The organism is Polaribacter sp. NJDZ03 (assembly GCF_019263805.1).
Lineage (GTDB): Bacteria > Bacteroidota > Bacteroidia > Flavobacteriales > Flavobacteriaceae > Polaribacter.
Genome location: NZ_CP079195.1, coordinates 3,609,104 through 3,620,627 on the forward strand (window position 1 = coordinate 3,609,104; position 11,524 = coordinate 3,620,627).

14 protein-coding genes are annotated in these 11,524 nt (G+C 29.1%); 8 read left to right on the forward strand and 6 right to left on the reverse strand.

Going from position 1 to position 11,524, the window contains the following annotated elements; all coding sequences use genetic code 11:
- Positions 1-138 precede the first annotated feature (138 nt).
- Genes KV700_RS15325 through KV700_RS15335 form a run of 3 tightly spaced genes read left to right on the forward strand, consistent with a single transcriptional unit; the run spans position 139 to position 1,729 of the window.
- On the forward strand, positions 139-708 hold the full coding sequence (locus KV700_RS15325; protein ID WP_218598419.1) for an RNA polymerase sigma factor: 570 nt from the start codon (positions 139-141) through the stop codon (positions 706-708).
- A gap of 6 nt (positions 709-714) precedes the next feature.
- A complete protein-coding gene (locus KV700_RS15330; RefSeq protein WP_166382578.1) occupies positions 715-915 on the forward strand; it encodes a hypothetical protein in 201 nt (66 codons plus the stop codon).
- Positions 902-1,729: a mechanosensitive ion channel domain-containing protein gene (locus KV700_RS15335; protein WP_218598420.1), complete on the forward strand. Its 828-nt coding sequence runs from the start codon at positions 902-904 to the stop codon at positions 1,727-1,729. The genes KV700_RS15330 and KV700_RS15335 overlap by 14 nt, the downstream gene beginning before the upstream one ends.
- A gap of 649 nt (positions 1,730-2,378) precedes the next feature.
- On the opposite strand, the gene KV700_RS15340 is transcribed toward KV700_RS15335, so the two are convergent.
- Positions 2,379-4,271 (reverse strand): hypothetical protein, encoded by a 1,893-nt coding sequence (locus KV700_RS15340; protein WP_218598421.1) that lies wholly within the window; start codon positions 4,269-4,271, stop codon positions 2,379-2,381.
- Between the two features lie 174 nt (positions 4,272-4,445).
- On the opposite strand from KV700_RS15340, the gene KV700_RS15345 reads away from it, so the two are divergent.
- Positions 4,446-5,465, forward strand: a complete 1,020-nt coding sequence (locus tag KV700_RS15345; RefSeq protein ID WP_218598422.1) for an OmpA family protein — start codon at positions 4,446-4,448, stop codon at positions 5,463-5,465.
- A gap of 70 nt (positions 5,466-5,535) precedes the next feature.
- On the opposite strand, the gene KV700_RS15350 is transcribed toward KV700_RS15345, so the two are convergent.
- On the reverse strand, positions 5,536-6,090 hold the full coding sequence (locus tag KV700_RS15350; protein WP_166382586.1) for a hypothetical protein: 555 nt from the start codon (positions 6,088-6,090) through the stop codon (positions 5,536-5,538).
- Positions 6,091-6,127: 37 nt separating this feature from the next.
- On the opposite strand from KV700_RS15350, the gene KV700_RS15355 reads away from it, so the two are divergent.
- Positions 6,128-6,499 (forward strand): DUF1801 domain-containing protein, encoded by a 372-nt coding sequence (locus KV700_RS15355; protein WP_166382588.1) that lies wholly within the window; start codon positions 6,128-6,130, stop codon positions 6,497-6,499.
- A 285-nt stretch (positions 6,500-6,784) separates the two neighbouring features.
- Here KV700_RS15355 and kdsA read toward each other — a convergent pair whose 3' ends face one another.
- Positions 6,785-7,603, reverse strand: a complete 819-nt coding sequence (gene kdsA, locus KV700_RS15360; protein WP_166382590.1) for a 3-deoxy-8-phosphooctulonate synthase — start codon at positions 7,601-7,603, stop codon at positions 6,785-6,787.
- Between the two features lie 67 nt (positions 7,604-7,670).
- On the opposite strand from kdsA, the gene KV700_RS15365 reads away from it, so the two are divergent.
- The 3 genes from KV700_RS15365 to KV700_RS15375 are packed head-to-tail and all read left to right on the forward strand — an operon-like array spanning position 7,671 to position 9,549.
- Positions 7,671-8,660, forward strand: a complete 990-nt coding sequence (locus KV700_RS15365; protein WP_218598423.1) for a M28 family peptidase — start codon at positions 7,671-7,673, stop codon at positions 8,658-8,660.
- An 8-nt stretch (positions 8,661-8,668) separates the two neighbouring features.
- A complete protein-coding gene (locus KV700_RS15370) occupies positions 8,669-9,184 on the forward strand; it encodes a DUF4136 domain-containing protein (protein ID WP_218598424.1) in 516 nt (171 codons plus the stop codon).
- An 8-nt stretch (positions 9,185-9,192) separates the two neighbouring features.
- The gene (locus KV700_RS15375) at positions 9,193-9,549 is read left to right on the forward strand and encodes a TfoX/Sxy family protein (RefSeq protein WP_166382596.1); all 357 of its coding nucleotides are present in this window, start codon (positions 9,193-9,195) and stop codon (positions 9,547-9,549) included.
- A 32-nt stretch (positions 9,550-9,581) separates the two neighbouring features.
- Here KV700_RS15375 and KV700_RS15380 read toward each other — a convergent pair whose 3' ends face one another.
- The 3 genes from KV700_RS15380 to KV700_RS15390 form a co-directional block, all read right to left on the reverse strand.
- Positions 9,582-10,064, reverse strand: a complete 483-nt coding sequence (locus KV700_RS15380; RefSeq protein ID WP_166382598.1) for a hypothetical protein — start codon at positions 10,062-10,064, stop codon at positions 9,582-9,584.
- 348 nt (positions 10,065-10,412) lie between these two features.
- Complete coding sequence (locus tag KV700_RS15385; protein ID WP_166382600.1) at positions 10,413-10,859, reverse strand: hypothetical protein; 447 nt, start codon at positions 10,857-10,859, stop codon at positions 10,413-10,415.
- Between the two features lie 165 nt (positions 10,860-11,024).
- On the reverse strand, positions 11,025-11,471 hold the full coding sequence (locus KV700_RS15390) for a hypothetical protein (protein ID WP_218598425.1): 447 nt from the start codon (positions 11,469-11,471) through the stop codon (positions 11,025-11,027).
- Positions 11,472-11,524 lie beyond the last annotated feature (53 nt).

Sequence of the window (11,524 nt, forward strand, 5' to 3'; positions counted from 1 at the left end):
TATTTAGCTTCGTAAATGAGAAATTAAAATGTATCTTAATCTTTTGATAAAAACTATTATCAATAAAAAAGTTATTTGTTATAATAAGAACGTGACTTTTTAAAATTAGACGTGTTATATGTTTAAACACAATATTAAATGAATCTAACGTCGTATAAAAAACTATCCGATGATGAAATTATTAAGATTATATGCGAATCTAATAATTCTTTAGTTTTTGGTGTTCTTTATGATCGGTATTCGCAAATCATTTACAATAAATGTTTAGGGTTTACAAAAGAGAAGGATGATGCCAAAGATTTAACACAAGAAATTTTTATCAAACTATTTTTTAAACTAAAAGAGTATCAATCACAATCTAAGTTTAAGGCGTGGTTGTATGTATTTGTATATAATACATGTATTAACTATGTGAATAGAGATAAACATCACAATCAGTTAAAGTCTAAAGCACCAATTTATGAATTAGAAAATTTTCAGGAGGAAGAAGTTAGTGATTCCAGTGTTTTTGAGTTAAAAGTAGAAGCGCTAGATAAGTTGCTAATGCAAATAAGTCCGGAAGATAAAACGATATTATTGTTAAAGTATCAAGATGAACTTAGCATTAACGAACTCTCTAAGTTATATGGTGTTGGAGAAAGTGCTATTAAAATGAGAATTAAGAGAGCAAAAGAAAAGTTAGTAAAATTAAAGAATCTAAACGAGTAAGATACAATGGAAAATCCTTTTAAAGAATTATGGAAACCCCACCATGAAGTACCTCAAGAAATTAAAAAAGAGGTAAAAAATGAAATAGCTTTTCGTTTGTTAGTTAGTGATTTAGCTAATTTATTTACAGTTAATTACGGAGAAGCAGCTAAAAGTATTATAGAAAATAAATCAACAATTAAAACAAAAACGAATGGAGAAGTTTAATGCTTGGAAAGAAATATCAATAAATTCTTTTAATAATTTATTTGAGGTAATCACCGAATTATTGCCAAATATTATTGGTGCAATTTTTATCCTTTTTATAGGGTGGTTAGCAAATAAAGTAATCGCGTTCTTTTTAAAGAAAGTTTTAAAATTGATTAAAATTGATGATTTATCTGATAGACTTAATCAAAAAGGAGTTCTTGGTAGGGAAATTAGAAATTTAGACATTTCAAAAATAATACTACTTTTTATTAAGTGTACACTTTTCTTAATTACAATAACTTTAGCTTTTGAAATTTTAGAATTACAAGCAATCTCTTCTGTTATTGGTAATTTACTGTTATACCTACCAAAATTATTCGGTGCAATTGTATTGTTTATTTTAGGTTTATATATTGCTAATTTTATTAAAAGTTCTTTAAATAAAGTCTTTGAATCTTTTGATATTATGGGAGGTAATATTATTTGTAATTTTGTGTTTTATATAATAGTTACTATTGTTACTGTTGCTGCAATTAATCAAGCAGGTGTAAATACAAGTATTATATCTAACAACTTAACAGTTATTCTTTTTATAGTATTAACTTCTATTGGGTTGTCTCTTGCTTTGGGATCTAAGGAAGTAATTAGCCAATTAATGAAAGCCTTTTATGTAAGAAAGAAATATAATATTGGTCAAAAGATAAAAGTGAAGAATCATACTGGTTATATAGCGTCTATTGATGGTATTTCTCTTACGTTAAACACGGAACCAAATAAGATTGTTTTTCCTATTTCAGAAATTGTTACTAATGATATTGAAGTTATAGATTAACGAATTTCTTTATAGTATATACTAAAAAGAGAGCATTCTAAAATGCTCTCTTTTTTCGTTTAAAGGGGATTTAAGTCATTTTTTTGTTGTTATTATGTAGATTTAAATACCTGCTTTTTGTTTATCTCTTAGTTATTAAATTTGCTACTGTCAGTAGAGTATAGAACTATTAGATCTCTAAAATAGGTTTCGACTGCGCTCAACCAGACATGTTGTTTATTTTTTAAACTAAACTCTATACAACTAACTATTTATCACCCTATTTTTATTATTCCCAGTAGATTCTCTACAATTACTAAACGTCACTTTAAGTTATCGTTTTATTACTGTTTAGGCTTAACTTATACTTTTATCAAGAAACCTAAAAGGTGAAACTTTTTTTAATGCATATAAATGGTTTAAAAGTAAGTTTGCGTATTTGTTTAAGTTAATATGAATCTAATTATTTTGCTTTTGTACTAGATTTAAGCATCAATAAAAATCTATTTAGACAGTTCTTTACGTACCTTCTTTTAAATTTATTAAAACAAAAAAAAGCTGCTCTTATCTAGAACAGCTTTTAATATAATATTGCAATAACTTTGTTAATTAGTGCTTTAGCAGCACTATGTAATTAAATAATCTGAGTAACTTTTTTTAGTAAAGTAAGTTATTGTTTCTTATTAACTTCTTCACTATTTTTAGAGTTAGATTCAATTTCTTTATTTAAAGCCTCTATTTTCTGAAGAAGTTTACTATTTTTTTCCTTTTCTGTTTGTTTGTTGTTATTCAGTTCTAGTAATAACTTTTCTAATAAATTAACTCTACTATCTAACTGTTCAATTTTTTGACCTTGTTCTGTAGTACTGCTTTTTGTCTGTATCAATTTATTTTCTTCCGTTTTAGCAGGTACTGGATTTTCGTTATCTATATTTTGAAGAATTTTTTCTATTAGAGATTCAAATTCTAAAGGTGTCATTTTAATTAATCTAGAAGTTTCTTCTAATTGATTAGGAGCAGTTTCTGTTTTAACAGTACTTACTTCTTTTTCAGCAACTATATTAGCAACTACCTCAGGGACAACAGCAGTAATAACTGGCTGTTCAACTTTTTTTACCTGTACTTTTTCTACCTCTTTTACTTTCTTTAAAGACTCTTCAGCTTCTTTTTTCTCTTCAAGAATTTCTACTGCTTTTTCAACATCTTTAGTTTCGTAAGCTACTTTAAGGTCATTATTTAAAGTATTAATATCAGATTGATACTCTTTTTTAAGGTTTTCAATCTTTTTATTATTTACATCATCTTGAGCCGTTAATTCTCTGTCTAAATTTTCTTTATAAACGCTACTAGGAGCTTTTGATTTTTTACCTAATGTAAATTTTATTCCAGCGTTGTAAAAAATATGTGTTTGAATATCATCTGTAGTAGTAATATCTTTAGCATCTTCACCAGAAGTAATCATTGCTCTAGCAGCACCTGTAATTAATATATGCTTCCCTAAAGGAATATTTAATCCTAAACCACCAGTAGCAAACTCGCCACCTTCTACATTAGAAAAAAGTCCATTTGCATTAGGAGCAGAAACATAACTATCGCTTGTACTTATATAACCACCTCCTAAAGTTAAAAAAGGTACTACACCATTTCCATCATTTAATCTTGCTCTAAACTCACCACCATACATGGCCATTTTATCAAAGTTTGTAGAGATTTTTTCATTTTCAGTTGCTTGAAAATAGAATGCTCTAATACCAATGTATTCATTTAAATCTAAACCAACAAAACCACCTAACATGTACGTATCTTTGTATAAAGATTCGTCTGCAAAATCTACATAAGCAAGACTTGGCTCTATTACCCATTGTATACCTTTAAACCCTCCTTTAAAGTTTTGAAGATATGCCTTATCTAAATCAGATAAAGTTCCAGGTTTTCTTCCTCCTAAATAAAACTGTAAAGAACCCTGAGCAGACCAGTTAGATAAACGTTCACTATTAAAATCGGCATCTGTTACACCAAAACTTACTTTATCTTCGTTAGATAATAAAGCAGCACCAGAATTAAATTTATAGCTTGTGTTTTTTGCTTCTAACGCAAAAACAATACGTCTTGTAATATTAAATTTAACACCTAAACCTAAAGAAGCATATACTTGTTCATAATCTTCATTGTCTTCTGAATTTATATTCTGTACACCAGCACCCAATGTAAAGTAAGGCTTAACTCCTTTAGTACCAAAATTTGCTTTAAACTCACCTCCATAACGAGAAACGGTTACATCTTGTGCATTAAAAAGAGAAGAATTATAATTAGTAATACCAAAGTTACTAAAATCTGTTTTTTGATCTAAAGATTGTAAATAAATACCTCTAAGCTCAATATATTCTCCAAAACCAAAACCTAGTTTTCCACCAACTAGTACATTGTTTTCTAGACCTGCTTTATCATCCCACCAAGTGTATTCTGCTGCTGGTGAAATTGTAAAACTGATATCTTTTACTTGAGCTTTACCTATGTAGGCACATAGTATAAGAAGCATTGTTGATAATTGTATTTTTTTCATTTTATTTAATTATTAACATTAATTAGTTATTGCTGTCAATATTATAAACACACTATTTATTGATAAGTCACAATTTTTTAAAATACTGTGTTCATAATGTGACTTATAGTATCTTTATTGTGTTTTATAAATAAGTGGTGTACTTACTATTTAATTTTTTAAAAAAATACAAAAATGAATTCAATAAAATATATTAGTATTTCTTTTCTTCTATTAGGTTCTCTAACCATGAGTTATGCGCAACAAAACGATGCTGATAATTCTAATAAGAGTATGGTAATAATGAGTGAAGATGACATTCTATCTTTAACTAAAACTCTTAGGTTGTATAAAAAAGCAAAAACGCTACAAAAGAACTCTAAAGAACAATTAATTAAAGGAACAGATACTATTTTTACCCAACAAACAGAATCTAATTTTGAATTTGATTATTTAAAAAGTAGGGTAGCAGCGTTAGAAAATCGTTTAAATAATCAAAATAATAGTACAGAAAGAAATAATACTTCTAGTTCTGAATCTAGTGGGTTAAAAAACCTAAAATTAGAAGTTAATCAACTTAGACAATCGTTGTTGCAGCGACAATCTAATAATGGTAAATCTAATGTTGTTTACCTACCTGTTATTGCTCCTGTTAATAGAAATAAAGAAGAAGCTAATAAAGTAGAAGAAGAGAAAGATTCTATTAATTCTTTGGTTGTGCAACAACAACAAGATTCACTTTACGAAGGCGTAACTGTTTTAAATGAACAGGTTAAAACCGATTCTATCAATAATTTAGAAGCATTAGAATTAGAAATACAAGCGCTTAAAAAAGAGATTTCTCTAAATAAGGCACTACCTAGTACTTATGAAAAATTAGTTGAAGCCTATAAAAATTTTAAAAAAGAGCTTTATTTTGCAACGAATTCTAAAGTTTTAAATGAGAACTCATTACTTGTTGTGAAAGACTTGCATGCTATTTTAGAAGCAAATGTAAATCTAGATATAATAATAAATGGGTTTGCAAGTAATAAAGGAAATGCAATTTATAACGAAAACTTATCTATGCAACGTACAGAAGCAGTTAAAAAAGCGCTAATGTTAAAAGGTGTACATCCAACAAGAATATTAACACAATACCACGGAATCGATTATAGCGCACAAAGCGACTCACAAGCAAGAAGAGTTGAGGTTTCCTTTCTGGTAAGAAAATAATTATAGCTTAATGGAAGCTATGTTGTTTTTAGTTTTTATTGATAAATTTCTGTGAGATAGCTAATAAAACTTATTCTTTTACAGAAACACCATACGCTACATGTGCTATTCCTAAAATAGAAAGAGATGCAGACCAGTAGGTAGGTATTAAAAAACAGATAACTGCTAAAAGAACACTTAAGCCTGCTAAAATTAACAGATTTTTTCGATTTTTATTGTTAACTGAAAAGAGTAAAAGTCCGTATAAAATAAGGAAAGTAGGAGTAAGGTAGGCTATATAACCAAGATTCATTAAAATTAGTAACGAGGCGAAAATTATGACCAATGCAATCATATATTTTTTTAAAGCTACTTTGCTTTTATCATTCCAAAGTAGGAGTTGATGGTTTTTAGCATTTCTTTTTCCATTAAAAAATAGTGCCAAAGAAGAAAAAATAAAAACGAGCAAGATAATAGTGATAATTAATATTTCTGTAGTTTGAGAAGACAGATTAAAAGGAGTTTCTTTAACTAAAAAACCTTTTAATAGGGTTTCTATTAAAAAGCCTGCAATAAAAAAGTAAGCACCAATTAAAATACTTGTAAATCCTTTTAAAGAAAAGTTTATTTGTATATTATCGTTCATGTAACTGTTATTTTTTAACCTTTGCGAATATACAACAATGAAACCTGTAGAAGATTATATTTTAAAGCAACCAGAACCTTTCAAATCTATTTTAATGCATTTGCAGATTTTAATTGAAACTAGTTTTCCGGAAGTAGATTTACAATTTAAATGGAAAATGCCTTTTTATTATTTAGATGAAAAGCCATTTTGTTACTTAAATCCTTCTAAGAAAAAAGGATATGTAGATGTTGGTTTTTGGGTTTCTGCACATTTAACAAAATACAATGAACATTTAATTTCAGAAAATAGAAAGGTTATAAAATCCTTGCGTTATTGTTCTATTGATGCTATTAATGAAGAAATTTTATTATCCGTTTTACAAGAAGCGCATCAACTGAAAGAAAAAGGGTTTTATAAAAGAAAATAATTTTTCCTGCAAGGTTTCCAAAACCTTGTAGGTTTAAATAGAAAGTACCAAATAAACATTAAAACTATCGATTAAATTCTTTTGGTATAAGCAAGTAATAAATACCTACAAGGTCCAAAAAGAGACCTTGCAGGAATTGTGTAATTGTTTTTTATTGAAATTTAGTAATTGCGTTAAGGATTGAACCTTTCAACTACGCTCAAGAGAGGCTCTATGTTTGAGCTCTTTTTTTTTAGAAAAAAACAAGTAGTGAAAGCCTGTTAATACGCCTAAAAAATTACTCTTTTATAAATTATTTATCGTTTTTCTAATAGCAACTAAATTTGTTAACAAACCTTCTAAGTTATCTAAATGTAACATGTTTGCTCCGTCAGACTTTGCGTTTGCAGGGTCAAAATGAGTTTCTATAAACAAACCATCTACGTTATTTACAATTCCGGCTCTCGCAATAGTTTCAATCATGTCTGGTCTTCCTCCAGTAACACCAGCTACTTGGTTAGGTTGTTGTAGAGAATGCGTAACGTCTAAAATTGTAGGTGCAAATTTTCGCATTTCTGGAATTCCTCTAAAATCTACAATCATATCTTGGTAGCCAAACATAGTACCTCTATCGGTAATCCACGCTTTTTCAGACCCTGCATCTTTTACTTTCTGTACTGCATGTTTCATAGCACCAGGACTCATAAATTGTCCTTTTTTTAAGTTGACAACCTTACCCGTTTGTGCAGCAGCTACTACTAAATCTGTTTGGCGCACTAAAAAAGCAGGGATCTGTAACACATCTACATATTCTGCAGCTTTAATAGCATCTGAAATTTCATGAATATCTGTAACAGTTGGCACATTAAAAGTTTCAGAAACTTTACGTAAAATTTTCAATGCTTTTTCATCTCCAATCCCGGTAAAACTATCAATTCTACTTCTATTTGCCTTTTTAAAACTCCCTTTAAAAATATAAGGAATTTCTAATTTGTCTGTAATTGTAAGTACTTTTTCTGCAATTCTCATGGCCATTTCTTCACTTTCAATGGCACAAGGACCTGCAAGTAAAAAAAAGTTATTTGAGTTTACGTGTTTTATGTTTGGTATAAGAGATAAATCCATTTTATATATTTTTAGCAAAAATACGAAATAAAATTAGCTATATTTATCCTTTTAAAAATCTATTAAAATGAAGAAAATTAGCTTAATTTATGTCCTTTTGTTTGTGTTTATTTTTTCTTGTAAAGAAAGCTCTAAAGTAGTTAAAACCAAGAGAAAGGTAGCAACAATAGATTCTATTACTGTAAAAAAACACCTTTACATATTAGCTTCGGATGATATGGAAGGTAGAAATACAGGTACCCCTGGAATTGAAAAAGCTGCGAAATACATAGAAAATGAATTTAAAAAAATAGGTTTGTCTACTTATGATACTTTAAAGAATTATAGACAAACGTTTACGTTTAAAGATAAAAGCTCTAAAAAGGAAATTACAACTAGTAATATTATCGGTATTTTAGAAGGGAAATCTAGAAAAAATGAAATTGTAGTTATTTCTGCACATTACGATCATTTAGGCATTGTAAAAAAAGAAGGACAATTAGATAGTATTTATAATGGTGCTAATGATGATGCTTCTGGCGTAACAGGAGTTTTGGCTTTGGCAGCATATTTTAAAGCGAAAGGAACTAATGAAAGAACGATTCTTTTTGTTGCTTTTACAGGTGAAGAAATGGGGTTAATTGGTTCTACTCATTTTGGTAAAGGAATTGATGCGAGTAAATTTGTTGCAGGTATTAATTTAGAAATGATTGGTAAGGTGCCAAGTTTTGGACCAAATACAGCTTGGTTAACGGGGTTTGAAAGATCTGATTTTGGAAAAATTATTCAGAAAAACTTAATAGGAACTGGTTATCAGTTATTTGCAGATCCGTATAAAAAGTTTAATTTGTTTTTTAGATCAGACAATGCTTCTTTGGCAAGATTAGGTGTGCCTTCGCATACTTTTTCTACAACACCAATAGATGTTGATAAAGATTATCATCAAGCTTCTGATGAAGCAGAGACTTTAAACATGACGGTAATTACAGAAACAATAAAGGCGGTTGCTAAAGGTACAGAGAGCATTATTAGCGGAAAAGATACCCCAACAAGAGTTGTAATTGAAGAAAATAAATAATATTTCTGATGAAAAAAGCCCAATACTTCATATTACTTTTATTAATGAGTTGCTCAACCTCTAAAGTAATTACCGATTATGATGAGAACACCAACTTTAAGGAATACAAAACCTATGCTTTTTTTGATGATATTGGTGCTGGTTTAAATGAATTTGACGTGGATAGGGCAGCAGATGCACTATTTGAAGAAATGGAAGAAAAGGGTTTTAAAGAAGTAGAAGTTCCTGATTTTTATATCAACTTTAAGTCAAAAACATCTGCTCCTAAAGTTACAAATACCATTGCTATTGGTTTAGGAAGTGGAGGTAGAAACGGTGGTTTAGCTGTTTCTGGTGGAATACCAATTGGAGGAAAAAAACTAGATGAAGAAATAATGGTAGAATTTGTGGATGCCAAAACCAACGAACTTTTTTGGGAAGGAATTTTAATATCAACCATAAAAGAGAAAAGAACTCCAGAAAAAAGAGTGCTTTATTTTAAAGAAGTTCTCCATAAAATATTAGATAGTTATCCGCTAAAATAAAAATAATAATGGCTTATAGTGAATATTTAGCAGATAGAGTTTCTCAATTTTTAAATGAAAAAAGTGTTTCTTTTATTACTAAAAAGATGATGGGAGGTTTGTTATTTATGGTAGATGATAAAATGTATGTTGCTGTAATGAAAGAAGAAATTATGGCGCGTATTAATCCTAATATTTATGAAGCATCTTTAGAAAAAGAAGGTTGTAACAAAATGAATTTTACAGGAAAACCGATGAAAGGTTTTGTATTTCTCTCTGAAGAAGCAGTAGATTTAGAGGAAGATTTAAACTATTGGTTGCAATTGGCTTTAGATTTTAATCCGCTAGCAAAAGCGAGTAAAAAAAGAAAACCCTCTAAAAAATAATTTAGAGGATTTTTTTTATAATCTTTTATTATCTAGAATTGGTACCTGATACCGAATGCTACGTCATTATCAAAATCATTGTATGTATTTCCAAAACCAAATTCTGGCCTTAAATCTAAAGAAAGTAATATTGGTGCGTCTGTAAAATTGTACTCAATTCCAATATCACCAGCTGCAAAAGCAAATGTTTCAGAAAAATTATCTTTGTTGTCTTTTCCACTGTAGTTTCCTAAACCACCACCTACACCAGCATACCAATTAAAACCACCTTCAATATTCCAAATCCATTGGTAAATACCAGTAGCTTTAAAACCGTCGTAGTTTTTGTTGTTTCTTAAACCTAAATCAATTTCTAATCTGTTATTATCTCCTAAAGCTCTTTGGTAAGATATTTCTCCTCCAAAACCATCATTATCTCCTAAACGTAAACCGATTGCGTTTTCAGAAATACTTTGTGCATTTACAGAAAATGCTCCAGCTACTAATAGACCTATAATTAAAAGTGTTTTTTTCATGTTTATGTGTGTTTTTTATTATGTTTCAAATTTAGATGTTTTACTGTATCTAAATGATCTTTATCCATTGAATTATTGATTCAAAAGGTTTTTCGATAGAAACTTTAGTTTATAATAAAAAAGGTCCAATAGTTACAGTAGAAGGTTTTTAAAAGGTAAAATAATTTTAAAGTATGCCATAAACGAAACCAATAGAGCTCTTTAAAAGTAAATTTCTAATTGCGAGCATTAGGTTTAAATTATTGATTGTAATTAGCTTTGGGTTTTATCCTGCTAGTAAAAGCGAGTAAAAAAAGAAAATCCTCTAAAAATTAATTTAGAGGATTTTTATTATAATAAATTAATTATTTAGAATTGGTATCTTACAGAAAGTGCAATATCCGAGTTTACACCGCTTAATCCTCCAGTAATTCCTACTTCTGGTCTATAATCTAAAGAAAGTAAAATTGGTGCATCAAAATTATATTCAATACCTACAACACCAGCTCCATAAATTGCTGTTCCACCATTAGAAACGATTCCTCCACCAGCTCCTGCGTACCAATTAAATTTATCTTCTAAATTCCAAACCCATTGGTATAAACCTGTTGCTTTAAAATCAGCAAATTCATTTGCTAAACCCAAATCTACTTCTAAACGGTTGTTTTCACCTAATGCTCTTTGATAAGATATTTCTCCTCCAACTCCATTTCCGCCACTAAATCTTAGACCAATTGCATTTTCAGAAATACTTTGTGCATTTATAGAAAATACTCCAGCTACTAAAAGACCAATACTTAAAAGTGTTTTTTTCATATTCATTTGTTTTTTTATTAAAGTTCAAAGTTATATTTAATTTTTCATCTAAATGAACTTTATTTATTGAAAAATGAATCCAAAAGAATTTTTCCTTAACAATTTAGCACATAAAAAAACCTTCTAATGATTAACATTAGAAGGTTTTTTTTAGGGGGATTTTTTTTAAAACTGATATCTAACGGCTATACCTATATTAGAAGTTAAACCGCCTAAAGCTCCAGAAAAACCAAGTTCTGGTCTATAATCTAAAGAGGCTACTATTGGGGCATTAAAGTTATATTCAAATCCTACAACTCCAGCTCCGTAAACACCTAATTTACTAGCGGATGCAATTCCGCCACCAACGCCTGCGTACCAGTTAAATTGTTCTTCGATGCTCCAAAGCCATTGGTACAAACCTGTTACTTTAAAATCGTTAACTTCACTGGCTAAACCTAAATCTACTTCTAAACGGTTGTTATTTTTTAAATGCTTTTGGTAGGAGATTTCTCCACCTGTTCCATTTCCGCCGCCGATACGAACACCAATTGCATGGTCGGATATGTTTTGGGCTTTTACTGTTAAACTTACTGCAAATATTAAATTGAGGGCTAATAATATTTTTTTCATTATTTTAAATTGGGGGTTACTCAAAAATACAACCTTTTTACCCTTTTTTCAAA

Coding starts and splice junctions, on each gene's coding strand:
- KV700_RS15325 (WP_218598419.1), top strand. CDS start 139: ATGAATCTAACGTCGTATAAAAAACTATCCGATGATGAAATTATTAAG.
- KV700_RS15330 (WP_166382578.1), top strand. CDS start 715: ATGGAAAATCCTTTTAAAGAATTATGGAAACCCCACCATGAAGTACCT.
- KV700_RS15335 (WP_218598420.1), top strand. CDS start 902: ATGGAGAAGTTTAATGCTTGGAAAGAAATATCAATAAATTCTTTTAAT.
- KV700_RS15340 (WP_218598421.1), bottom strand. CDS start 4,271: ATGAAAAAAATACAATTATCAACAATGCTTCTTATACTATGTGCCTAC.
- KV700_RS15345 (WP_218598422.1), top strand. CDS start 4,446: ATGAATTCAATAAAATATATTAGTATTTCTTTTCTTCTATTAGGTTCT.
- KV700_RS15350 (WP_166382586.1), bottom strand. CDS start 6,090: ATGAACGATAATATACAAATAAACTTTTCTTTAAAAGGATTTACAAGT.
- KV700_RS15355 (WP_166382588.1), top strand. CDS start 6,128: ATGAAACCTGTAGAAGATTATATTTTAAAGCAACCAGAACCTTTCAAA.
- kdsA (WP_166382590.1), bottom strand. CDS start 7,603: ATGGATTTATCTCTTATACCAAACATAAAACACGTAAACTCAAATAAC.
- KV700_RS15365 (WP_218598423.1), top strand. CDS start 7,671: ATGAAGAAAATTAGCTTAATTTATGTCCTTTTGTTTGTGTTTATTTTT.
- KV700_RS15370 (WP_218598424.1), top strand. CDS start 8,669: ATGAAAAAAGCCCAATACTTCATATTACTTTTATTAATGAGTTGCTCA.
- KV700_RS15375 (WP_166382596.1), top strand. CDS start 9,193: ATGGCTTATAGTGAATATTTAGCAGATAGAGTTTCTCAATTTTTAAAT.
- KV700_RS15380 (WP_166382598.1), bottom strand. CDS start 10,064: ATGAAAAAAACACTTTTAATTATAGGTCTATTAGTAGCTGGAGCATTT.
- KV700_RS15385 (WP_166382600.1), bottom strand. CDS start 10,859: ATGAAAAAAACACTTTTAAGTATTGGTCTTTTAGTAGCTGGAGTATTT.
- KV700_RS15390 (WP_218598425.1), bottom strand. CDS start 11,471: ATGAAAAAAATATTATTAGCCCTCAATTTAATATTTGCAGTAAGTTTA.